Raw genomic sequence first — 24,002 nt, 5'->3', positions numbered from 1 at the left:
ATTAGTCAAAACTATTTAAAATTAAATGAAAATGCAAAAGAATATTTCCCCTAAAAATGTCATTTTTGCTGGTTTAGCAACAAGTGTTGAATACTTTGATTTTGCTCTATTTGCTTATGTTACGGTATACATATCAGCAGCTTTTTTCCCCGAGAGTGATTCTACTGTTGCGATGATAAAAACATTTGGCATGTTTGCTGCAGGTTATTTGATGAGGCCTGTAGGTGGTATATTTTTTGGAAATCTAGGCGATAAGCTAGGTAGAAAAAGTGTCCTAATAATTACAGTTGCATTAATGGCAATATCAACAGCTATAATAGCATTTACACCAAGCTATCAAAGTATCGGGGTATTCTCAGTACTACTAATAGTTTTTGCTAGGATGATACAAGGTTTCTCAATCGGTGGTGAATATAATGGTGTTTTAGCGATATTAAGCGAACAAGCTCCTGATGATAAAAGAGGATTGGTAACGGCATTTGGAACCTTCTTTTCTGGGTTTGGAGTATTTTTAGGCACAGTTATAGTTTTTATATTTTCATATTACTTAACTGATTCACAAATGCATGCGTATGGTTGGAGAGCTTGTTTTATTATAGGTACAATTATGGCCTTGATAGTATTAGTAATGCAGTTTTTACAAGATGAATCCCCTGAATACTTAAAAGCTAAAGAAGATGGTGCCTTAGATGATACGCCTGTAGTTTCTGCAATTAAAGAATATCCATATCAGATATTTGTAGTATTTGCTTTAGCTGGGTATTTAGGGATCGTTTATTATATGCTTTCAGCGTTTATTCCATCGATGCTTGAAGGAGGTTTGGACTATTCAACAAACATGGCGATGCTTATGACTATGATTGCATCTATTTGTTATTTTTCAACAGCACCACTTTGGGGGTTTATATCTGATAAGATTGGTCGTAAAAAAGTTCTTTTAACTTCTTGTACCGCTATAGGTGTTCTTATATATCCAAGTCTGTATATCATCAATAGTGCAAATTCACCTGTTCTTACATGTATTATGATGTGCATACTGATGTTATTTATATCAGCGGCTACAGCTACATTTGTAGTAACGATTAATGAACTTTTCCCTACGCATTTGAGATTTAGTGGTGTAGCTACAGGTTATAATATTAGTAATGCACTACTTGGTGGAACTGTACCGTTAATCTCAGGATTATTGATTTTGTACTTTGGTTCAATGGCACCAGCATTATATGCGATTTTAGCCTCTATAATAATTGTAATAATAGTAGCTAAGATGCCTGAAACAAATGGTATTGAATTGGAAGAGTAAAGAGTCCTTTAAAGTTCTAAATAATTATTTTAAATTTGTCATATAAAATAATAACCTCTACAAGATAATACAATAAATTAAATATCCTGTTATACCACCCTCAACAAAGACTTCTATTTTTTCAAAAAAAACTGAATTTATTTCGATATTTGTTTGTAATGCTTGATATTGTGTACTACTATGTTAATACATTAATACATTGTTTTATTATGAATGTCTGAAATAAAAGATAACGAAAAAAATTTACATAAGCTTTATGAAGTTTTCACTAATTTTGAATCGGTTGAAGAAGCTAAACTTTTTCTTGAGGATTTATGTACTCCTGTTGATTTGATGGCTATGGCTGCCCGTTGGAGAGTGGTCAAAGAACTAAAAGAAGATAAACCATACCGACAAATCCATGCTGAAACAGGTGTTAGCTTAACAACTATTAGCAGGGTTGCTAGGTGTCTTACTTACGGAACAAATGGCTATAACACTATCTATAACAAAATTAAAAAAGAGAATTAAAGATGAGAAAAAGACTAAGAGTTGCTATACAAAAGAAAGGTAGACTAAATGATAATTCTATGGAGTTATTTAAAAAAATAGGTGTTAAGGTAGAGTTTTCAAGTAAGAGTAACTTGTTGTGTCATTCTATAAATGCTCCTATAGATTTTCTTTTTGTTAGAGATGATGATATCCCAACATTAGTAAATGGTAATGTATGTGATTTTGGTATAGTTGGTGAAAATGTTTTAGAAGAGTATCTCCTAAGCATAAAAGATACTAATAAAAACAATGATATTATAAAAACCAAGAAACTTGGGTTTGGTAAATGTAGATTATCCATAGCAGTACCAAGTAATGCTAGCGAAGATTTAAACGATTTAAAAAATACGCGAATAGCAACTTCATACCCTTACTTAATCCAACAATTTTCAGAAAAGAATAATTTAGGTCTTGATCCTTTATCTATTTCTGGCTCAGTTGAAATAGCTCCTAATTTACAAATGGCAAGCTCAATATGTGACTTAGTTTCTACTGGTAGAACATTAGAAGAAAATAATCTTAAAGAGATTCATACTATAATGAAAAGCCAAGCAATTTTGATTCGCTCAAATGAGAGTTTTGGAGATGAGTTAGAAGAGTATTATGAATTATTACTTAGAAGAATTGAGGGTGTAAGACATGCTCAAGAGAGAAAGTATATTATGTTTCATATTGATAAGGATGCTGTTGACACTATTAAAGATATTTTACCTGGCCATGAGGGGCAAACTATTATGCCTTTATATGATGATAATAAGGTGGCGATACATTTAGTTACCAAAGAAGGAGTTTTCTGGGGAACTTTAGAGAAATTAAAAGAAGCAGGCGCTAGCTCTATATTAGTCTTACCAATTGAGAAAATGTTGGAGTAAATAAATATAATGATAGAAATATATAATTGGCAAGAGCTTGATATAAAAAAGCAAATAGATCTTCTAGCTCGCCCAGTTTCTGCTAATAAAGCTAGCTTAATCTCAGGTGTTAGAGATATATTAAATGCAGTACAGAAAAATGGTGATAAAGCTCTTTTTGAGTTTACTTCAAAGTTTGATCGTGTTGATTTAGATAATATTGAAGTTTCAAAGAGTGAGATTAAAAAAGCTTACTCATTAGCTTCACAAGATGATATTGATTTGATTAAAAGCTCTATAGCACGTATATCTAACTATCATAGAGTTATGAAACCAAAGACTACTGTTTGTGATACTAATGACGGTGTGGTTTGTAAAAAAGTTTATAAATCTATCGAAAAAGTTGGTTTATATGTGCCAGGAGGTTCAGCTCCGTTAGTATCAACTTTGATAATGCTAGCAGCACCAGCACAAATCGCAGGGTGTAAAGAAGTCTTCGTAACTACTCCATGTGATAAAAATGGTAATGTTCATCCACTAATTTTAATAGCTGCAGATATTTGTAAAGTATCAAATATTTATAAACTAGGCGGGGCTCAGGCGATAGCTGCATTAGCTTATGGTACAGAAACAGTGCCTAAGGTAAATAAAATTTTTGGACCTGGAAACTCATGGGTTACAGAAGCAAAACAGCAAGTATCTAATGATAATCAAGGAGCTGCTATAGATTTACCAGCAGGGCCTTCAGAAGTTTTAGTAATAGCTGATGAGTGTGCAGATCCAAGATTTGTTGCTGCAGATCTATTAGCACAAGCCGAACACGGAGTTGATTCTCAGGCTATATTGATTACGACGAGTCAGACTTTAGCTGATAAAGTTAAGCAAGAGGTTTCTAAGCAGACTGATACAGCTCAAAGAAAAGATATCATCGAAAAATCACTCATAAATAGTGCAATTATAATTACAAACTCTATTGATGAATCAATTAAGATTGCTAATGAATATGCTTCTGAGCATCTTATTTTAAATATCGAAAATGCAGATGACTATATTGATAGTATCGAAAATGCAGGTGCTATATTTGTTGGTCCTTGGGCAGCTGAGGCATTAGGTGATTATATTACTGGATCTAATCATGTGCTGCCTACTTATGGCTATGCCAAAGCTTATAGTGGTTTAGCAACTATAGATTTTATGAAAGCTATAAGTATCCAAAATGTATCGAAACAAGGAATAAAAAATATAGGAAAAATGGCTATGAGACTAGCTGATATAGAAGGTCTAAAAGCTCATGAAATGGCTGTTAAAATTCGTTTGGAGAGCTTATAAAATATGCAAAAGCTAGAAAAGTTAATCCGTAAAGATTTGCAAGAGTTTAGTGCGTATTCGTCAGCAAGATCTTTGAAGGTTCAAGGAAATATATGGCTGAATGCAAATGAGTCACCTTATAATGATGAAAAACTATTTAATCGTTATCCTTCACAACAGCCCCAAGAGTTAGTTCAGCGTTTAGCAAAAATATATAAAGTAAAAGCTGATAATTTGTTAGTTACTCGAGGGAGTGATGAGGGGATAGATCTTTTATTTAGACTATTTTGTGAATATAAAAAAGACAGTGTATTTGCGGTAGAGCCAACATTTGGAATGTATAAAATAGCTGCACAATTACAAGGTGTAGAGTATAAAACTATAAAGCTTAATCAGGAAAATGATTTTGAACTTGATATTCCTAAGCTTTTAGAAAGTATTCCTAATAACTGTAAGTTACTTTTTTTATGTACTCCTAATAACCCAACTGGTAAATCACTTTCTTTAGGTGATATTGAAAAGGTATTGGCTAGTTTAGCAGATAAATGTATAGTTGTTGTCGATGAGGCGTATATAGAATTCAGCATAGAGCAATCAGCTACTAATCTTATTGATAAATTTCAAAATCTAGTTGTATTAAGAACATTATCAAAGTCATTTGGTATGGCAGGGCTTAGATTAGGTACAGTAATTTCTAACTCTAATATGATTGAATGGCTTAGAAAAATATTAGCACCATATCCAATTCCTAAAACTACTGAAACGACTATAGTAGATTTGCTTGATGATAAAAGCTTAGTTAAGTTAGATAATCAGATTGAAGAAATAAAACAACAAAGACAACTAGTGCTTGAAGAGTTAGAAAAGTTAGCGATAGTAAACAAAGTATATTCATCAGATGCAAACTTTTTGTTAGTGAGTTTTTACAAAGTTGTTTTTGATGATTTAATCACAAATAACATAGTTGTCCGTTCTATGGCTCATTTTTTTAATGATGAAAAAATCCTAAGAATAAGTATAGGAACATCTATTGAAAATGAAAAACTAATCAAAATATTACAAAAATTAAGTAGTGATTATGAAGCAAAATAAATATTTATTTATTGATAGAGATGGTACTTTAATTGTTGAGCCACCTATAGACAAACAGGTTGATAGTATCGAGAAACTTGAGTTTTTTGATGGAGTGTTTGAAGCTCTTAAAAAACTACAAAAAGCAGGCTTTAAACTTGTGATGGTGTCAAACCAAGATGGTTTAGGAACAGAATCTTTTCCTCAAGAGGATTTTGATGCTCCTCATGACTTGATGATGAAGATATTTAAATCACAAGGTATCGAGTTTGAGAATGTTTTAATTTGTCCACATTTTGATCATGAGAATTGTAATTGTCGTAAGCCTAAAGTAGGTCTATTGATGGATTATTTAGTTGAGCAAAAAATCTCTTTAAAAAATAGCTATGTAATTGGTGATAGAGAGACAGATGTTAAGTTAGCTCATAATATAAAGGTTAATCCTATTCAATTTGGTTTCGGAGAATATCAAACTTGGGATAACATAACTACAGCGATATTAAATAAGCCTAGAGTGGCTGAAATTAAGCGTACAACTAATGAGACTGATATTGTTGTAAAAGTTAACTTAGATGCTCATGGAACTCGAGAAATAGAGACAGGTCTAGGCTTCTTTGATCATATGCTTGATCAGATTGTAAAGCATGCTGGTATAAGTGCTGTAATTAAGGCAAAGGGTGATCTTCATATTGATGATCATCATTGTGTTGAAGATGTTGCAATAACTCTTTCACAAGCAATTGCTCAGGCTTTAGGTGATAAATATGGTATTAATCGTTATGGGTTTTTACTACCAATGGATGAGGCTTTAGTTGAGATTGCTCTAGATTTAAGTGGTAGGAATTATTGCTCGTTTGAAGCGAATTTTGATCGAGAAATGGTGGGTGATTTATCAGTAGAATTAGTAAAGCATTTCTTTGTATCGTTTGCTGAAGGGCTAAAAGCTACCTTACATATCAAAGTTACTGGTGAAAATACGCATCATAAAATAGAAGCTTGTTTTAAAGGTTTAGGTAAAGTTCTTAAACAGGCAGTCGCTAAAGATGGCGTAGGTGAGATTCCAAGCTCAAAAGGGGTGTTATGATAGCAATAATAGATTGTTGTGGTAGTAATTTTGCCTCTGTAAAATATGCTTTCGAGAAATTAGGGCAAGAAATAGTCCTAACACATGATCCCGAAGTAATCAAAAAAGCAGATTGCGTTGTTCTGCCAGGTGTAGGACATGCTAAATCAGCAATGGAAAATCTAAGAAAGTATGATTTAGATAGACTTATCCTTAAACTGACGCAACCTGTATTAGGAGTCTGTTTAGGAATGCAGATTATGTATAGTTATTCTGAAGAAGGCAATACGGATTGTTTGGGTATTTTCCCTGAAAAAGTAAAAGCTTTTAAGAAAACTCAAGGTTTTAGTATCCCACACATGGGTTGGAATAGCTTACAGAATATAAACAAAGATCATTTTTTATTTAAAGATATTGCAGAAGATGATTATGTATATTTTGTGCATAGTTTTTATGTTGAGCTTAATCAATTTAGCATAGCTACTAATGACTATATAAATGATTTCACTGCGATGGTAAATAAAGATAATTTTTATGGTATCCAATTTCACCCTGAGAAGTCTGGTAGGGTTGGGATGAAGATTTTAGAGAATTTTATACAAGGAGCTTTGTAGATGAATATATTTCCAGCGATAGATCTAATAAATGGCAAATGTGTTCGTTTAGAAAAAGGTGATTTTAATAAAACTACTACTTATGAACTTGAACCTAAAGATGTTGCAAAAGCATATCAGCAAGCTGGAGCAGAGTTTATCCATGTTGTAGATCTTGATGGTGCTAAAAAAGGTCAAACTTGTCAGTTTGAAACTATCCAGCAGATTAGAAATAACTGTAATATGACGCTACAAGTTGGTGGTGGTGTCAAAGATTTTGAGACTATTGAAAAACTTCTGGAAATCGGAGTTGATAGGATAGTTGTTGGTAGTTTAGCTGTTAAGGATATAGCTTTAACGAAGAAGTTTTTTGAGAAATATGGAGCTGAGAAGGTAGTTTTAGCTTTAGATGTTTTTATCAAAGAAGGTATTCCTTACATAGCAACACATGGCTGGCAAGAGTCTAGTACAACTACTTTAGATGATATATTACAAACTTATCTTAGTGATGGGCTTGAATATGTTTTATGTACTGATATTTCTCGAGATGGTATGTTGCAAGGACCAAATTTTGAGCTGTATAGAATATATTCATCTATTTATCCAGATATTAGGTTTATGGCTTCTGGTGGAGTTGGAGGCTTACAGGATCTAGAAAAATTAAAAGAACAAAAAGCCTATGGTGTAATTATTGGTAAAGCTTTGTATGAAAATAAATTTACACTACAAGAGGCTTTAGAATGTTAACTAAAAGAATAATCCCATGTCTTGATGTAAAAGATGGTGTCGTTGTTAAAGGTGTAAAGTTTAGAAATCATAGAGTTATTGGTGATATTATTGAGCTTGCACAGAAATACTCAGAAGCTGGTGCTGACGAGCTAGTATTTTATGATATTGGCGCAAGTCCTGATAATAAGCTACTTTCTATCAAGTGGATACAAGAGATAGCTAAAAAGATAAATATCCCGTTTTGTGTAGCTGGAGGAATTAAGTCGGTAGAGAATGCTCGAGCTATACTAAATGAGGGAGCAGATAAGATATCTGTCAACTCAGCAGCGTTAGCAAGACCTGATTTGATAGATGAGTTAGTTTATGAGTTTGGCACTCAATGCGTAGTGGTTGGGTTAGATAGTAAATTTATTGATGGTGAATTTAAAGTTTGCCAATATACAGGAAGTGCAGATAAAACTGTTCAGACTTTATTAGATCCCGTTAGTTGGGCAAAAGAGGTTGAATCGCGTGGAGCAGGCGAGATAGTTCTCAATTGTATGAATCATGATGGTGTTAAAGGTGGTTATGATCTAGAGCATTTAAGAGAAGTGCAATCAAATGTTTCAATTCCTGTTATTGCTTCTGGTGGAGCAGGTGATATTCAACATTTTATCGATGTATTTAAGTATACAAATATTGATGGAGCCTTGGCAGCTAGTGTATTTCATGATGATATAATTGCTATACCTAAGTTAAAACAAAAGCTTTTTGAAAACAATATTCCGATAAGAATAGTAAAATAGGATACAAAATGGATAACAAAATTATAGAGACTATAGTTTGGCAAAAAATGGATAATTTAGTTCCAGCTATTATTCAATCAGCAACTGATAATAGTGTCTTAATGCTAGGCTATATGAGTAAAGAATCTTTAGAAAAGACTTTAGAGATAAGCAAAGTAACTTTTTATAGTCGTAGTAAAAAACGCCTATGGACTAAAGGTGAAGAAAGCGGTAATTTTCTTGAGCTAAAAGATATAGCAGTTGATTGTGATAATGATTCTATACTTATAAAAGCTATACCTTATGGCCCAACTTGCCATACTGGAAGTAAATCATGTTTTACTAAAAATGAAGAGAATAGCTCTCTGTATATAATAAATAAGTTAGAAAAATTAATAGCTGAAAGAAAAGATTACTTACCTGAGAATAGCTATTTAACTAGTTTATTTAAAGAAGGCTTACCACGAATCGCTCAAAAGGTTGGCGAAGAGGGTGTGGAAGTTGTAATTGCTGCAATGAAACAGGATTCAGAAGATGAGTTAATTTCTGAGACAGCCGACTTATTATTTCACTTATTAGTTTTATTAAGAGAGAAAAGCATTTCGCTAGAGCAAGTTTGTCAGAAATTAGTTTCTAGGAATAGTGCTGGTTAGCTTAAATAAGAGGTTGGTTTTACCTTAAATATCATCATACAGCCAAGTAGATAAATATCTCTCACCACATGATGCTAATATTACAACTATCATCTTGTCTTTATTTTCTTCACGAGCAGCTAGTTTAATAGCTGCACATAAAGCAGCACCTGATGAAATTCCTGCTAAAATTCCTTCTTCTTTTGCTAATAGATGTACATATTTTTTTGAATCATCGTCGGATACTTTGATTACTTCATCGATTACACCCATATCTAATGTTTTAGGAATAAATCCAGCACCAATACCTTGGATTTTATGCGGACCTGAGGGTTCTCCTGATAAAACTGCAGAACCTTCAGGCTCTACAGCAACTGCTTTTAGTGATGGTTTAACTTTCTTTAGAGTACTAGCAATACCTGTAATAGTACCTCCAGTACCAACAGCAGAAACTAGTAAGTCTACTTGTCCATCTGTATCCTCCCATATTTCTATAGCAGTAGTTTTACGGTGAGCTTCTGGATTCGTTAGGTTATTAAATTGCTGAGGCATATAGTAGTTAGAGCTTGACTCTGTAATTTCAGTAGCTTTTGCAATAGCACCTTTCATGCCATCTGCTCCAGGAGTCAGTATGATTTTAGCTCCTAATGCTTTCATGATTTTTTGTCTTTCTATACTCATAGTATCAGGCATTGTAATAATTAATTCATAACCTTTACTAGCAGCCACAAAAGCTAAGGCTATTCCTGTATTACCACTTGTAGGCTCTATAATCGTCATACCTTTTTTAAGTACACCAGATATTTCAGCACTCTCGATCATCTCAGCACCGATTCTATCTTTAACACTTGACATAGGATTAAAGTACTCAAGTTTTACGACGATATTTCCTGGTAAATTTTTACTGATTTGTTCTAATGAAACTAGTGGAGTATTTCCTATAAGTTCTACTATATTTTTAGCAATTTTAGGCTTATGTTTTCTGTTCATGTTAGTTCCTGTTTTTTATATACCTAAACCATCTTCGAAGGTTGTTTGTTTATATTTTTGTTGGTAAACTCGGCTTTGTGGAGCAATATCTTTTGTTATAGATACATTTGCACCTATTATACTTTCTTTACCGATTGTTATATCACCTAAGATTGTAGTATTAGAATATATGGTTACATTATCTTCAATATTCGGATGACGCTTTATACCTCTAATCACCTCATTGTTCTCATCTTTTGGGAAACTTTTTGCACCTAATGTTACACCATGATATAAGGTGACAAAATTCCCAACGATACATGTTTCACCAATCACAACACCAGCTCCATGATCTATAAAAAAGCTTTCGCCAATTTTTGCTTTTGGGTGTATGTCTATGCTTGTTTTTTCATGCGTTTTTTTTGATATCATTCTAGGTAATATAGGGATATTTAAATTATCTAATGCATGTGAGATGCGATGCATTATAATAGCATCAACGCCTGGGAAGCATAATATAATCTCAATTTTATTGTATGTAGAAGGGTCTCTTTCGTAAGCGGATTGAATATCTTTCTCAATGAGTTTCTCAATAGTTGGCATTACTGTCATAAAATCGTCTGTAGTTTTCTGTATAGCACTAGGTTCTTGTTTCTCACGAATAAATAAGTAAAAGGACTCAAGTAAATTACATAACTGACATCTAAGATCTAGCTTTAATTTATCTAGAGTTATTAAGGGCATTTTAGAGACATTATGAGTAAGAATATTTTTAGCATTATTTAAAAAAATGTCTAAATTTAAATGTAATATATTTGTTTTATCTTTTGGGTTGAATGTATCATGATTTTTTATCATATTAGTTACTTATTTGCTTTTCAAAACCTATTATCAAATGATAATGAAGTTTATGCTATATTCAACAGATAATAGTTACTCAGCTAACTTATTCAGAAAGGTTTACATGGAGTAGCTCAAAAGTTAGTTTCTAGGAGTATTTCAAATTAATAATTGTTTATCAAAACTAATCATTTCCATTTAGCTATAGCAGTTGAATTAGTTTCTATATAATGTAAAACTAGTCTTTAAGAATTTGGGATGAATAACGTTAAGTAAGCGTGATATTAAGAGATACATAAGATATGGATATAAAAAATTTTTTAGAAGATAGCAATATTTCTAGTGCTTGTTTGAAGCAAGCTAATATTAGTGAAAAAGAATTGTCAGAAATTATAAGTGACTATCTGAGTAGAATTGATGATTTTAAAAGTACCGCGAGCTATCTAGCAAACACTTTACAGCAATGTGATAATGTTCATTCTGTTAGGTGGCGTGTGAAAGATGCTACTCATCTTTTAAAAAAAATAGTAAGAAAGAAAAAAGATGGAAATAAGAAGTATACTAATATATCTGTAAATAATTATTTAGAAATAATTACAGATTTAATAGGGATAAGAGCACTACATTTATTTAAAAATGAGTGGGAGGATATATATCACTACATTAATCAAAAGTATGAAACTCATGAGAAGATAGTTTATGTTAGAAAGGGTGATAATGAAGTTTCTGAACATAAAGATTGTGAAGTAAAAGAACATCCAATTGGGTATCGCTCGACTCATTATGTTATTAAAGCTAAACCATTAAAAGAAGAAATATTCTGTGAAATACAGGTAAGAACAATATTTGAAGAGGGTTGGAGTGAGATTGACCATAGAGTAAGGTATCCTGATTTTTCAGACGATAAATCAATACTACATTTTTTAACTGTCTTTAATAGATTTGCCGGTAGTGCTGATGAAATGGCTAGTTTCCTTAATAATTTGGTAGTGACATTAAAAGAAGAAAGAGTTAAACAGAAAGCTATAAACAATAGCAATGAAGCTAGAATAAGTAATTTAAATGATGAAGTCGAACATTTAAAAATACAACTTAAAGACATGAGTTCTAACAAGGTAGTATTATCTGATAAAAAGGCTGTTAATCAAGATTTTGACAATTTATTTTCCAGGATTGCAAATATTCAAAACTCAATAAAAACAATAAGTAATAATGATGCATCTAAAGCCGTTAATGATTTTGGTCTGCCAGTTATAAATGCTGATATTTTGGCAAGTGCTTTACAAGATACAGATGTTTTATTTAATGCTTCTAAAATTCTTGAAGAGTTGTGTCCTGATATAAATATAGATGAAGTAACAAAAAGTATTGAACTTACTGATATAGATGATAAAGATCAGGATAAAGAGTAATATCAGAATTAAAAATGAGTAAATGTTAGTAAATAAAATATTATAATAGATTTTTTTGAAGTATTTAACTATGTAAGGAGTTTAGTAAATCTTTATCCATTAAGTGACTTGGTAATACATTCGATAAAGAGTTTAAAATATTACTCGGCACTTTTGGATTATCTAAAGCTAATTCTTTGATTAGGTTTTTAACTTTTTTTCTTTTAAGATTTTCTTGAGTTCCACATAGATTACACGGAATTATTGGAAACTGTTGCTCTTTAGCAAATTCTATCAAATCTCTTTCTTGGACAAGTACCATCGGCCTAATTACAGTATTTTCACCATCTTGAGTTACAAACTTTGGTGGCATTGATTTTATTTGCCCTTGATAGAGTATCGACATAAGTAGTGATTCGATCAAATCATCACGATGATGGCCTAGGATTATTTTATCCATTTTATGCTCTTTTGCATAACGGTAGATATTACCACGACGCATACGCGAGCATAATGAGCAATAGGTTTTACCTTCTGGAATTTTATCGATAACTACACCATAGGTATTTTTTGTCTCAATCTCATAGCTTACACCTAGATCATCAAGGTATGAACGAAGATTACTATCATCCCAACCAGGTTGAGATTGATCAAGTGTATATACATGAAGGTCTATGTCGTACTCTTTCTCTTTGATTAGATTGTGCAGTACTTTTAATAAACCAAATGAGTCTTTACCACCTGATAAGCAAAGCATTATTTTATCGCCTTTATTAAAAAGCTTATAGTCAGCTATAGCTTTAGTAATGTAATGACGTAGTTTTTTCTCTGTTTTTGAAATAGTATGCTTAGACATATTAGCGTTGAGCCTTTTTGAATAATCTATCTTTTTCTCTGGCCCAGTCTTTATCTTTTTGAGCATCGCGTTTATCGTGGAGCTTTTTACCTTGTGCAAGAGCTATTTCAATTTTTACATTAGAACCTTTCCAGTACATCGCAAGTGGTACACAAGTGAAACCTTTTTGTTCAATTTTGCCCATAATTTTATCTATCTCACGGCGATTTAGCAGAAGTTTTCTTGACGCTGTTGTATTTGGTGTAACATGTGTGGAGGCTGATAGTAGTGGTGTGATTAGACAATTAAAAAGCCAAGCTTCACCTTTACGCACATGCACATGGGTATCTACCATTTGTACTTTACCTGCGCGAATACTTTTTACTTCCCAGCCTTGCAAAACGATGCCAGCCTCAAATTTCTCAAGGATAGTATAATCATGAAATGCTTTTTTATTCCTAGCTATAGTTGCAGGAGAAACCTTTTGTTTACTCATAACTTTATTATTTTTTGTAAAAGATATACAATGTAACGCTATATACTATCAGTAAAAGTGAAAAGAATAAATAAATGAATAAAGTTAATAAATCATCAGTTGTAAACTATACAGCTGAGCAGATGTATGATTTGGTAAACGATATTAGAAGTTATCCTGAGTTTTTACCGATGTGTGAAGATATCGAGATGATCGAAGAGGGCGCAACTGAAAAAAAAGCCTGTTTGAAAATTAAATCTGGATTTGTGAAGTTAGATTTTGCTACTCATAACACAATGATAAAAAATGAGCATATCCATCTTAATCTAGTAAAAGGTCCATTTAAGACTCTTACAGGTGATTGGGTCTTTGAACCATTAACTGAGAATACTTCAAAAGTTTCCTTAAATATGGAGTTTACATTTGAAAATAAGTTTGTGGAAATGGCATTAGGACCAGTGTTTAAAGGTTTAGCTGAGAAGATGCTAGATGCTTTTTGTAAGCGCGCAAAAGAGGTTCATGGCTAGTGAAAGTAGAAGTTGTATATGCACTTCCTGATGAGCAGGTTATATTTAAAATAGAATCTCAAAATACAACTATGACTGTTGAGGATGTTATTAAGGAATCTGGATTATTAGATAAATATCCTCAAATTGATTTAACGCAATCTAAGATCGGGATATATGGTCAAATTGTAGAGTTGAATCATTCTGTTACTGATAAAGACAGAATCGAAATATATAGAGAATTAACTATAGATCCTAAACAAGCTAGAATGTTACGAGCTGAGCAAAAGCGCAAAAAAGAAGGTCTTAGAGGCTTTGGAGCATAAAAAAAGAGTAGCAGTTATTGGGGCAGGTTTAGCAGGATGCTCAGTAGCTTATGAGTTGAGTAAGTTTGATGAGTTAGATATAACAATCTTTGATAAAAATAATAGTGTTGCTAAAGATGCTTCGGGTAATTATGCAGGGATATTAGCTCCAAACCTAACAGCTGATAATAATTATTCAGATCAATTTCATACTTTAGGCTATCAGCTACTCGTTGATTTTATCAATCAATATAAGAGTAAGATTAATATTTGTAGTAAAGGAGTTATACAGCTTCTTACAGATGAAAAAGAGATTTTACGGTATCAAAAGATTTTTACAAAAAGAGATATTGCTAATGATTTAGCACGACTCTTAGACAATAAAGAAACGACAAATCTTCTACAACAGAAAACAAATTATCAGTCGCTATATTACCCAAATGCAGTATCTCTTGAACCTAGAAGTCTATGTAGACTATGGTTAGAGTTATCACAAGCAGAGTTAAAGCTAAATACAAGTGTTGTAGATATATGCAAGCTAGATGATGAAGATTATAGTTGGCGATTAGATTTTGGTGATAGTACACAAGATTTTGATGTAGTAGTATTCGCTGGAGGATACAAGCTTTTTGAAAATATTTCTTATTTAAAAGATATCCCTGTTTTTGAATCACATGGACAATTAACAGTCATAAATAGTACTTATGATATATCTCATACTATTATCGATAAGGGCTATATAATTCCAAACTACAAAAATAATTTCCAAGTTATTGGAGCAACCTTTAGAGATAACAGTGATATGTCCGGTGATATTCGTAAGGCAGATGATGAGTTTAATATAGCTCAAATTTCAGCGATGCTTGATAAAAGACATGATGTCTCAGTAGTTGAATCTCGAGTGGCAGGGCGTTGTGTAACTTCTGATCACCTTCCAATAATTGGTAAGCTTGTTGATTATACTAAATTTAAAGAAAATTTTTATAAACCACTATCAAAGGGCTATCCTAAAGCAAAAATGCCAAAAGTTGAATATGAACAGGGATTATATTTAGCTTCAGGTTTTGGTTCTAAGGGTTTATGCTCATCATTATTAGCAGCAAAAATTATTTCTTCACAAATTAATAATCAATTAAGTCCTGCATCACAAAAATTGATTCAAGCTCTATCACCGCAAAGATTTTGGGTTAGAAGTTTTAAAAAAAGTGCTAAACATTAGCCAATAGTTATACTTTTTTTGATATATTAGACAGATAAGCAATTTAGAAACATTATTTTTTATGAAAAAAACACTTACAACCTTGCTATGCTCGGCAATGCTTTTACCAGGTTTATCAATAGCAGCACCAGTCCCAAGTGGTTATGATTTTATTCCTATTCAAGAGGAAATGCAGATCGCTCAACCAGTTACAGAGGAGCATGGAATGGTTTCATCTCAGGAAGCGTTAGCAAGTAAGGTGGGAGTTAATATCTTAAAGCAAGGTGGTAATGCTATAGATGCGGCGGCGGCAGTTGGTTTTGCTTTAGCTGTGACTTTACCGAGAGCTGGTAATCTTGGAGGCGGTGGCTTCATGATTATTCACTTAAATAAAAAAGATAAAAATATAGCAATTAACTATCGTGAGAAGGCTCCTTCAAAAGCATCTCATGACATGTACTTAAATGATAAAGGCGAGGTTGATTATAATAAAGTATCTGGCTCATATAGTGCTACTGGTGTTCCGGGTACTGTCGCAGGTTTGATTGATGCTCAGCAAAAATATGGTAAGTTAAAACTTGCTCAAGTTATCGAACCAGCTATTAAGTTAGCAGAAGATGGTATTCCTGTAAGTTATGATTTACATCAATCATTGGAAACTGCTAAGCCTTGGCTAGTAAAATCACCAGAGGCAATGAAAACTTTTTATCATAAAGATGGTTCAGCATATAATATCGGAGAGATTTTAAAACAGCCTGAGCTTGCACATAGTTTGAAGTTGATCGCTAAAGAAGGCAAGAAAGCTTTTTATGAGGGTGAAATTGCTCATAAGATTGCTGATGCTATGGCAAAACATGGTGGTTTGATTACATTAGAAGATCTGAAAAACTATGATATTCAAGAGATGAAGCCGATAAAAGGTGAGTATCATGGCTATACTATTTACTCAATGCCACCTCCAAGCTCTGGAGGTGTTATCTTAATTGAACTCCTGAATATATTAGAGAATTTCCCATTAGCTGATTATGGTAATAATAGTGCTAAAACTATTAACCTTATGAGTAATGCAATGAGCTATGCTTATAACGATCGTAACTCTGATCTTGGTGATCCTGATTTCGTGAAGATGGATATTAATAAGTTCTTATCTAAAAAGTATGCAAAACAAATAGCGGATAAAATAACGACAGATAAACATATTCCGAGTAGAGATATTAGTACTGTTGATCCTGAAGATCGTGAAAAACTGCAAACTACTCAATTTAGTGTGGTTGATAAAGATGGTAATATGGTATCAAACACCTATACACTTAATTACTCTTACGGTAATGGTATCATTGCACCAGGTACTGGTATTTTCTTAAATAATGAAATGGATGATTTTGCTTCAAAAGTTGGTGTTGCTAATGTATTTGGATTGGTCCAAGGAGAAGCCAATACTGTAGCTCCAAATAAACGACCTTTAAGCTCTATGACTCCGACTATAGTGTTAGACAAAGATGGTAAGCCATTCTTAGCTACAGGCTCTCCTGGAGGCAGTCGAATCATTACAACAACTCTGCAAGTTATTTTAAATATGATTGACTATAATATGAACCTGCAAGCAGCAGTAAATAATCCTCGCATACATAGCCAATTGTGGCCAGAAGAATTAGGTGTAGAGCAGGGCATATCTATAGATACTGTTAATTTACTTAATAAGATGGGTAATAATGTCATACCTTATGCTGCTATGGGAGCTGCTGAGTCTGTAGCATCAGACGGTCAGTATGTTTATGGTGCTGCAGATCCGCGAAGAGCAGGAGCTTTAGCAGTGGGGTATTAAAATTCAATTATTCAAAACTAATTTTTCTTATAATACCTGAAAAGTATTGTCACACTTATAAAAATAGCGTAGTAAAGACTGTTGGTTTAATAGGATTTCCGGTCTTTTTTGGTTGATAGTAAGCATTTCGACAGGCTCAATGTACTTTTGTTATTAAATCAACAGTATTAACTTATTACGGAAGATCATGACTTACTAAGAATAATTGGTTTCTATCTGTATAGAAAGATATTCTTGTACATAGAAAGTTTGAAATTGTAAGATTAATATTTAATGTGTTTATATTTTTTAAAGAAGTGTTGATAGTTAATCAGAATATATAAAGACATTGTTTAGAAGTGTTTAGAAATAATAAAATAAATTAAGATTATAGAAAGTAAAGAATGAAAGCTTAATGAAAAGTTATTAACCGCCACGGCCAGCTTTTTTACGACCACTTTCTGTTAGATGCTTTTTACGCAATCTAATATTTTCAGGAGTGATTTCTACAAGTTCATCATCTTCAATAAACTCTAAAGCATACTCAAGAGTAAGATTAATAGGAGTAACTAAAGCTACAGCTTCATCTTTACCAGATGCACGCATGTTTGTAAGTTGCTTACCTTTCGTACAGTTCACAGTAAGGTCATTATCACGATTATGTATACCTATAATCATACCCTCATAAACTTCTGTATTATGAGTTACAAACATTTTACCACGCTCTTGTAAATTAAATATTGAGAACGCTACAGCCTTACCAGTATTTATAGAGATAAGAGTACCATTTTGGCGAGTTTCTAATACTTGCTTTTTAACAGGACCATAATGGTCAAATATCTTGTTCATGATACCAGAACCAGATGTGATAGTTAAAAACTCTGTATAGAAACCGATTAAACCACGCGATGGAATTATAAACTCTAGTTTCACACGACCTTTACCATCAGGTTCCATATTCTTAAGCTCACCTTGACGCAGACCCATTCTCTCCATCACAACACCTTGGAAAGTATCATCAACATCAATAATAGCTTGCTCAAATGGTTCGTGCATTACGCCATCAACTTCTTTGAAGATTACATGAGGGCGAGATACTGCGATTTCAAAACCTTCTCTACGCATATTTTCTAGTAGTATAGAAAGATGAAGTTCACCACGACCAGATACTTTAAATTTATCAGCATCATCAAGTTGCTCAACGCGTAATGCTACATTTGTAAGAAGCTCTTTATCAAGACGATCTTTAATTTGGCGAGAAGTTACAAACTTACCTTCTTTACCAGCAAAAGGAGAATTATTTACTTGGAAAGTCATGCTGATAGTTGGTTCATCAACAGAAAGCTCAGGTAGAGCTTCTACTTTATCAGGGCTACATAGAGTATCTGATATATTTAAACCTTCCATACCTGTAATACATACAATATCACCAGCTTGAGCTTCAGGCACTTCTACACGGTCTAAGCCCATATAGCCTAACACTTGTAAAATTCTACCATTACGAGTTTTACCATCTTTATTGATAAGAGTAATAGGAGTGTTTGTTTTAACTTTACCTCTTTGGATACGACCAATACCGATTGTACCTAAGAAGTTTGAATAGTCTAAAGATGAGATTTGCATTTGGAATGCACCATTTTCATCAACATCAGGAGCAGATACATTGTCAACGATAGCATGAAATAAATCATTCATATCTTCTTTTTCTACGCCTAATTCTTTAGTAGCCCAACCATTAATAGCTGAAGCATAGATAATAGGGAAATCTAACTGCTCATCAGTAGCTCCAAGTCTATCAAAAAGATCAAATACTTGATCAACAACCCAATCAGGTCTTGCACCATCACGGTCAATTTTGTTGATAACAACGATAGGTTTTAGACCTTGAGCAAAAGCTTTTTCTGTCACAAAACGAGTTTGTGGCATAGGACCATCAACAGCATCTACAAGTAGAAGTACCGAATCAACCATTGAAAGAACTCGCTCAACTTCACCACCGAAATCGGCATGGCCTGGAGTATCTACGATATTAATGTGGTAGTCATTCCATTTTAAAGCTGTATTTTTTGAAAGAATCGTAATTCCTCTTTCTTTCTCAATGTCGTTAGAGTCCATAACTCTTTCAACTTCTGGGCCACGCGTATTAAGTGTACCAGACTGCTGTAATAATTTATCTACAAGTGTAGTTTTACCATGGTCTACATGGGCAATAATTGCAATATTTCTTAGATTTTCTATCATTTAGTTACCGTTATTTTGATTAAATTTGAATAAATCACAACAATTATAGACTAATAACGATCAAAAGTACCTAAAAACTTACAGACTTTAGTGTGACAATAGTTTTTTATTTTTATTATATCCATATAAGAAAATAAAAAATGATATAAAACCAAAGAAAATAGTTAGCCATAGTTGCAGAGGAAATGAGTCATACTTGATCATATAGAATAAATCTATAGCAATAAACTGAATAGTGCATATTGCATTTATAAGTAATCCCGAAATAAGCCCAAAAACTAATAAAGTACTCCCTAAATATGTAGCTATGCTAAAAGTAATGGATATGACTATGGCAGTATCTGCATTTACAAATACAAAACTAGGGATGGTTAAGTAATAAAAAACAATCATAAATATTGTCATGGGAAGTAATAATGTGATTACTGAAAAAATATTTTTTTTAGTTATTGCCCGAGGCTTTATATTTATCTGACTGTAAATAAGTATAGCGATTAGTGACAAAATCAAATCATGCGTATACATTGGTAAATTGTTTAAGTATTCGATGATTTTAAAATTAGATAAATCTATAAATTGAAATGAACCCACGACTGTAGCTAAAAAGTAGAATACCCAAGCAGATTTTTTAAAATCAATAATTTTAATAGCAAAAATTAACCCGAAGATTAACGAAGCAAATTGTAAAAAATAAAAGCTAGTATTCATTAGAAGACCTTATTTACCAATACAAAAACTTGAAAATATTTCACCAAGTAAATCATCAGATGTAAACTCTCCAGTAATTGAGTTTAGATATTCTTGCACTATTAAAAGCTCTTCTGCTAGAAGTTCACCGTTGCCTAAGTTTAGCTGGTCTTTTGCTAAGTTAATATGCTCATAAGCATTATTAATAGCGTTAACATGGCGTTCTCTTGCTGTATATATACTTTCATTTTGAGCAGTGTAACCAACTTTTTTAAGTATATGTTTTTTTAATTTATCTACACCAATACCATGTTCAGCAGATATGTAAATATGATTATCATCATTTTGTGGTGTTTGTTTAAGTAGGTCAATTTTGTTATGAACAAAAGTTATATCGATATCCTTAGGAATTTGATTATAAAACTCAGGGATAATATCTTTAATATCACTAAACTTAACATTACTGTTAGTATAATCATCTGTTACAAATAAGACTTGGTCTGCTTCTTGGATTTTCTTAATTGCTCTCTTTATACCTTCACTTTCAATCAAGTCATCGCTATTTCTAAGGCCAGCAGTATCTATAATATGCATTGGCACACCATCTATTTGAATATGTTCCTTAACAATATCTCGAGTTGTACCAGCTATGGCAGTAACAATAGCAGTATCTTTACCTGCTAAAGCATTCAATAAACTGGATTTACCAGCATTTGGCTTACCAACTAATATAAGAGTTATTCCCTCAGTAAGAAGAGCTCCTTGCTTGGTACTATTTTTTACATCAAGTATTATCGTATAGATGTCACTAAGACTACTGTGTATTTTTTTATCTTGTAAAAAATCAATCTCTTCCTCTGGAAAGTCTATAGATGCTTCAACATACATTCTCAAATAAATAAGTTTTTCTAATAAGGAATTTATTTCTTTTGAAAAATCACCCTGTAATGATTTTGCTGCAGACTTTGCAGCTATTTCAGATGAAGCGTTGATAATATCTGCAACTGCTTCAGCCTGAGTTAGGTCTAGCTTGTTGTTTAAGAAAGCACGCTCGGTAAATTCACCAGCCTTTGCCATTCTAGCACCAAGTTCTACAGTTGCTTTTATAATAAGGTTAAGTATAAAAGAGTTACCATGTGCTTGGATTTCTACTACATCTTCACCAGTATAAGAAAATGGAGCTTTAAAAAATATAGCAATACCATTGTCTATAATTTCCTCACCATGAAAAAGGTCACAAAAAGTTGCATATCTAGGAATAAGATTCTTTTGAGTAATAGAATTAGATATTTCTAAGGCTTTTGGTCCAGAGATTCTAATAATGCCGATTCCACCATTACCCTGAGGAGTTGCTATAGCAACTATAGTATCTTTACTATACATTTAAATCAGTGCAACTTTTGATTGTTTTGATTATCTTGAGTATATGAATCTTCATCTTCTTGATCAATTACTCTACCTTTTTTAAACTTAGCATTTTTAAAAAACTCAGGATTTTGTTTTATAATTCTTCTTCTAACAATAACAGAAAAAATCATAAAAAAGATAATTAAAAATACAAAAAATGGTGCGAGTAGAATAAAAGCAAATATTCCAACCGCAATCATGACGGCTGAGCTTAAAATTTGTTTTACATTTAGGTTCATAGCTTTTAATTATGGCGTTTAGCTTGTATAATGATTTTACAAGTATATCACTTCGGTGAATATTTTAAATAGGTCGGCTACAAAACTTTAAGCTGACTAAACCTAAAAAAACATGGAGATTTTATATGAATATACAAATTACTGGAAGACATGTAGAGGTTACAGAAGCTATTAAAAACTTTGTGGATGAGAAGATAGGAAAAGTAAGTCAATATTTTGATAATATAACGTCTGCAAAGGTTATATTATCTGTAGAAAAAGATACTCAAATTGCAGAGGTAATCATTACAGTTCCAGGGTCGGAGTTTGTTGCAAAAGCTGATGATAAAGATTTATATACTGCCATTGATTTAGTGGAAGACAAAATTGCTCGTCAATTAAGAAAGCACAAAAATAAGCTTAGAACAAACCACGGTGAATAGTATCATTCATAATTATTTATTTAATCTTACACTATTTTTCAAATGAACCTTCGATCTCTTCTTAATAAAAAAAATATTAGCTTAAATCTTAATATAGAATCTAAGAAGAGGCTTGTAGAGCTTTTTGCTAATAGGTTAGCAACTAATTATGAAAATGTTGAAGAAGATAATGTTTTAAGTAATTTATATAAAAGAGAAAGGATTGGCTCAACATATATAGGTAAGAATATCTATATGCCTCATTGTAAGGTTAATGGATTAATTACTACTAAAATTGTGATTTTCACATTAAAAAATAGTTATTATGATGATTCTGTTGACGATCATATAAAAACGGCTGTAGGTGTGTTTTTCCCACATAAAACTTCGGAAATTCATACTGAGCTTTTAAAACAATTAGCTCATTTCTTCAAAAAAACTGATATATTAGACAATCTTGAGCAGATAAAAGATATAGATACTCTATTTAAACTAATTATAAAAGATAGTGATAATGACTAATAACTCAAAAAATATTCTAAATAATATCCGTATTGTTCTAGTTGAACCATCACATAATGGTAATGTTGGATCAACAGCTAGAGCAATGTTAAATATGGGACTTACTGATTTATACTTAGTAAATCCTCGTAAGCCTATTGATGATGAAGCTATTGCATTATCTTGTCATGCGACAGAGGTTATTAAAAATGCGACAGTTACACAATCATTAGAGCAAGCTTTGAAAGATGTTGATTTTGTTGTCGGAACTAGTGCTAGAGTTAGGAGAGTGTCTTTACCAATCGAGCCAATCTCAACTGTAGCGTCTAGTGTTTTAGATAGAATTAATACATCAAATCATAAAGTTGCAATTCTATTTGGGCGTGAAAGAACAGGACTTTTAAATGAAGAGCTATTGATGAGTAATGTTCATGCTTATATTCCTTCAAATGAGGGTTATACATCACTAAATCTTGCTCAAGCTGTACAGCTAGTAGCTTATGAGATTTTTAAGCAAAGTATAGTTTATACAGATTCAAAAGAAGTGCCTGAATATAATCATTTACATAAAACTGCAAGCGTTAATGAAAGGCAAGGGCTTTATGATCACTTTGAGAATACAATGGTAGATTCGGGGTTTTTAGATAGTGATAATCCAGGTCATGTGATGGATAAGCTTAAAAGACTATTTCAGCGTACAGATTTAGAGTCGCAAGAAATAAATATTCTAAGAGGCTTTTTAAGCTCCCTAAATACTAAGGAAGACAAGTGATAATCCTAGGTATAGATGAAGCAGGTAGAGGACCTTTATCTGGCCCTGTAGTAGTTGCAGGTGTTATTTTGAACCCAGATGAACCAATAGATGGCCTTGGAGATTCTAAAAAACTAAGTGAAAAGAAACGTCATATTTTGTATCACGAAATAATAGCTAAAGCTAAAGCATATTCGATAGTTGAGATTTCACCAGCAGAAATAGATAAGTTAAACATTCTTCAAGCTACACTAACAGGCATGAAAAGAGTTGCGGATAATCTAAAAGGGCAGTTTGATAAAGTGCTAGTTGATGGTAATAAACTGCCAAAATGGAACTATACTTCTGAGGCTATAGTAAAGGGTGATTCAAAAGTTCAAGAAATATCTGCAGGATCAATATTGGCGAAAGTTTATCGAGATAACATCTGTTTGTTACATGATACAATATATCCTGAGTATGGTTTTGCAAGGCATAAAGGGTATCCAACTAAAGAGCATCTAGCTAATATTAAAAAATTTGGCATTATAGATATATATAGAAAAAGTTATAAACCTATATTTGAGCTACTAGAAAAAAATAAATTATAATTCTTTACAGGGTGAGT

27 protein-coding genes are annotated in these 24,002 nt (G+C 32.4%); 19 read left to right on the top strand and 8 right to left on the bottom strand.

From position 1 onward, the window contains the following. Positions 1-31: 31 nt before the first annotated feature. The 10 genes from FLM55_RS02155 to hisIE all read left to right on the top strand — a co-directional run bounded on the left by FLM55_RS02155 (position 32) and on the right by hisIE (position 8,866). Positions 32-1,303 (top strand): MFS transporter, encoded by a 1,272-nt coding sequence (locus FLM55_RS02155; RefSeq protein WP_178947806.1) that lies wholly within the window; start codon positions 32-34, stop codon positions 1,301-1,303. Between the two features lie 213 nt (positions 1,304-1,516). Then, positions 1,517-1,813 carry a YerC/YecD family TrpR-related protein gene (locus FLM55_RS02150; RefSeq protein WP_178947805.1) on the top strand — a complete coding sequence of 99 codons (297 nt, stop codon included), beginning with the start codon at positions 1,517-1,519 and terminating at the stop codon, positions 1,811-1,813. 2 nt (positions 1,814-1,815) lie between these two features. After that, positions 1,816-2,706 carry an ATP phosphoribosyltransferase gene (hisG, locus tag FLM55_RS02145; RefSeq protein WP_178947804.1) on the top strand — a complete coding sequence of 297 codons (891 nt, stop codon included), beginning with the start codon at positions 1,816-1,818 and terminating at the stop codon, positions 2,704-2,706. A 9-nt stretch (positions 2,707-2,715) separates the two neighbouring features. Next, on the top strand, positions 2,716-4,014 hold the full coding sequence (hisD, locus tag FLM55_RS02140) for a histidinol dehydrogenase (RefSeq protein WP_178947803.1): 1,299 nt from the start codon (positions 2,716-2,718) through the stop codon (positions 4,012-4,014). Positions 4,015-4,017: 3 nt separating this feature from the next. Further along, positions 4,018-5,085, top strand: coding sequence for a histidinol-phosphate transaminase (gene hisC / locus FLM55_RS02135; RefSeq protein WP_178947802.1), 1,068 nt, complete (start codon positions 4,018-4,020; stop codon positions 5,083-5,085). Then, complete coding sequence (gene hisB / locus FLM55_RS02130) at positions 5,072-6,148, top strand: bifunctional histidinol-phosphatase/imidazoleglycerol-phosphate dehydratase HisB (protein WP_178947801.1); 1,077 nt, start codon at positions 5,072-5,074, stop codon at positions 6,146-6,148. Before hisC ends, hisB begins: the two co-directional genes overlap by 14 nt. After that, positions 6,145-6,741, top strand: coding sequence for an imidazole glycerol phosphate synthase subunit HisH (hisH, locus tag FLM55_RS02125; protein WP_178947800.1), 597 nt, complete (start codon positions 6,145-6,147; stop codon positions 6,739-6,741). The genes hisB and hisH overlap by 4 nt, the downstream gene beginning before the upstream one ends. Beyond that, positions 6,742-7,467 carry a 1-(5-phosphoribosyl)-5-[(5-phosphoribosylamino)methylideneamino]imidazole-4-carboxamide isomerase gene (gene hisA / locus FLM55_RS02120; protein WP_178947799.1) on the top strand — a complete coding sequence of 242 codons (726 nt, stop codon included), beginning with the start codon at positions 6,742-6,744 and terminating at the stop codon, positions 7,465-7,467. After that, entirely contained in the window at positions 7,461-8,234 is a 774-nt protein-coding gene (gene hisF, locus FLM55_RS02115) for an imidazole glycerol phosphate synthase subunit HisF (protein ID WP_178947798.1), read from the top strand. Before hisA ends, hisF begins: the two co-directional genes overlap by 7 nt. 8 nt (positions 8,235-8,242) lie before the next feature. Then, positions 8,243-8,866, top strand: a complete 624-nt coding sequence (hisIE, locus tag FLM55_RS02110) for a bifunctional phosphoribosyl-AMP cyclohydrolase/phosphoribosyl-ATP diphosphatase HisIE (RefSeq protein WP_178947797.1) — start codon at positions 8,243-8,245, stop codon at positions 8,864-8,866. A 24-nt stretch (positions 8,867-8,890) separates the two neighbouring features. On the opposite strand, the gene cysK is transcribed toward hisIE, so the two are convergent. Next, positions 8,891-9,835 (bottom strand): cysteine synthase A, encoded by a 945-nt coding sequence (gene cysK / locus FLM55_RS02105; RefSeq protein WP_178947796.1) that lies wholly within the window; start codon positions 9,833-9,835, stop codon positions 8,891-8,893. A gap of 15 nt (positions 9,836-9,850) precedes the next feature. Continuing rightward, positions 9,851-10,672 carry a serine O-acetyltransferase EpsC gene (gene epsC, locus FLM55_RS02100; RefSeq protein WP_178947795.1) on the bottom strand — a complete coding sequence of 274 codons (822 nt, stop codon included), beginning with the start codon at positions 10,670-10,672 and terminating at the stop codon, positions 9,851-9,853. Between the two features lie 284 nt (positions 10,673-10,956). Here epsC and FLM55_RS02095 point away from each other — a divergent pair, with 284 nt between their 5' ends. Beyond that, positions 10,957-12,066, top strand: a complete 1,110-nt coding sequence (locus tag FLM55_RS02095; RefSeq protein WP_178947794.1) for a RelA/SpoT domain-containing protein — start codon at positions 10,957-10,959, stop codon at positions 12,064-12,066. Positions 12,067-12,130: 64 nt separating this feature from the next. Here FLM55_RS02095 and ttcA read toward each other — a convergent pair whose 3' ends face one another. Next, complete coding sequence (gene ttcA / locus FLM55_RS02090) at positions 12,131-12,901, bottom strand: tRNA 2-thiocytidine(32) synthetase TtcA (RefSeq protein WP_178947793.1); 771 nt, start codon at positions 12,899-12,901, stop codon at positions 12,131-12,133. Between the two features lies 1 nt (position 12,902). After that, positions 12,903-13,376 carry an SsrA-binding protein SmpB gene (gene smpB / locus FLM55_RS02085; protein WP_112869789.1) on the bottom strand — a complete coding sequence of 158 codons (474 nt, stop codon included), beginning with the start codon at positions 13,374-13,376 and terminating at the stop codon, positions 12,903-12,905. Positions 13,377-13,450: 74 nt separating this feature from the next. Here smpB and FLM55_RS02080 point away from each other — a divergent pair, with 74 nt between their 5' ends. The 4 genes from FLM55_RS02080 (at position 13,451) to ggt (ending at position 17,189) form a co-directional block, all read left to right on the top strand. Further along, the gene (locus FLM55_RS02080) at positions 13,451-13,882 is read left to right on the top strand and encodes a type II toxin-antitoxin system RatA family toxin (RefSeq protein ID WP_178947792.1); all 432 of its coding nucleotides are present in this window, start codon (positions 13,451-13,453) and stop codon (positions 13,880-13,882) included. Continuing rightward, complete coding sequence (locus tag FLM55_RS02075) at positions 13,882-14,187, top strand: RnfH family protein (RefSeq protein ID WP_178947791.1); 306 nt, start codon at positions 13,882-13,884, stop codon at positions 14,185-14,187. The genes FLM55_RS02080 and FLM55_RS02075 overlap by 1 nt, the downstream gene beginning before the upstream one ends. Continuing rightward, a complete protein-coding gene (gene mnmC / locus FLM55_RS02070; RefSeq protein WP_178947790.1) occupies positions 14,177-15,385 on the top strand; it encodes an FAD-dependent 5-carboxymethylaminomethyl-2-thiouridine(34) oxidoreductase MnmC in 1,209 nt (402 codons plus the stop codon). Before FLM55_RS02075 ends, mnmC begins: the two co-directional genes overlap by 11 nt. A 61-nt stretch (positions 15,386-15,446) precedes the next feature. Beyond that, positions 15,447-17,189, top strand: coding sequence for a gamma-glutamyltransferase (ggt, locus tag FLM55_RS02065; RefSeq protein WP_178947789.1), 1,743 nt, complete (start codon positions 15,447-15,449; stop codon positions 17,187-17,189). A 405-nt stretch (positions 17,190-17,594) separates the two neighbouring features. Here ggt and typA read toward each other — a convergent pair whose 3' ends face one another. The 4 genes from typA to FLM55_RS02045 all read right to left on the bottom strand — a co-directional run bounded on the left by typA (position 17,595) and on the right by FLM55_RS02045 (position 21,742). Further along, entirely contained in the window at positions 17,595-19,409 is a 1,815-nt protein-coding gene (gene typA, locus FLM55_RS02060; protein WP_178947788.1) for a translational GTPase TypA, read from the bottom strand. Between the two features lie 87 nt (positions 19,410-19,496). Beyond that, the gene (locus tag FLM55_RS02055; RefSeq protein WP_178947787.1) at positions 19,497-20,117 is read right to left on the bottom strand and encodes a hypothetical protein; all 621 of its coding nucleotides are present in this window, start codon (positions 20,115-20,117) and stop codon (positions 19,497-19,499) included. Between the two features lie 9 nt (positions 20,118-20,126). After that, positions 20,127-21,479, bottom strand: coding sequence for a tRNA uridine-5-carboxymethylaminomethyl(34) synthesis GTPase MnmE (gene mnmE, locus FLM55_RS02050; protein ID WP_178947786.1), 1,353 nt, complete (start codon positions 21,477-21,479; stop codon positions 20,127-20,129). 5 nt (positions 21,480-21,484) lie between these two features. Beyond that, positions 21,485-21,742 carry a hypothetical protein gene (locus FLM55_RS02045; RefSeq protein ID WP_178947785.1) on the bottom strand — a complete coding sequence of 86 codons (258 nt, stop codon included), beginning with the start codon at positions 21,740-21,742 and terminating at the stop codon, positions 21,485-21,487. A 125-nt stretch (positions 21,743-21,867) separates the two neighbouring features. On the opposite strand from FLM55_RS02045, the gene hpf reads away from it, so the two are divergent. Genes hpf through rnhB form a run of 4 tightly spaced genes read left to right on the top strand, consistent with a single transcriptional unit; the run spans position 21,868 to position 23,985 of the window. Continuing rightward, positions 21,868-22,164 carry a ribosome hibernation-promoting factor, HPF/YfiA family gene (gene hpf / locus FLM55_RS02040; protein ID WP_178947784.1) on the top strand — a complete coding sequence of 99 codons (297 nt, stop codon included), beginning with the start codon at positions 21,868-21,870 and terminating at the stop codon, positions 22,162-22,164. A gap of 42 nt (positions 22,165-22,206) precedes the next feature. After that, positions 22,207-22,665: a PTS sugar transporter subunit IIA gene (locus FLM55_RS02035; protein WP_178947783.1), complete on the top strand. Its 459-nt coding sequence runs from the start codon at positions 22,207-22,209 to the stop codon at positions 22,663-22,665. Continuing rightward, complete coding sequence (locus FLM55_RS02030; protein WP_178947782.1) at positions 22,658-23,416, top strand: RNA methyltransferase; 759 nt, start codon at positions 22,658-22,660, stop codon at positions 23,414-23,416. Before FLM55_RS02035 ends, FLM55_RS02030 begins: the two co-directional genes overlap by 8 nt. Next, positions 23,413-23,985, top strand: a complete 573-nt coding sequence (rnhB, locus tag FLM55_RS02025) for a ribonuclease HII (protein WP_178947781.1) — start codon at positions 23,413-23,415, stop codon at positions 23,983-23,985. The genes FLM55_RS02030 and rnhB overlap by 4 nt, the downstream gene beginning before the upstream one ends. Positions 23,986-24,002 lie beyond the last annotated feature (17 nt).

The sequence above is a fragment of the Francisella sp. Scap27 genome (assembly GCF_013394105.1).
GTDB classification, from domain to species: domain Bacteria; phylum Pseudomonadota; class Gammaproteobacteria; order Francisellales; family Francisellaceae; genus Francisella; species Francisella adeliensis.
The sequence above is the reverse complement of the archived record's forward strand: the minus strand, read 5'-3'. Positions and strand labels throughout refer to the sequence as shown.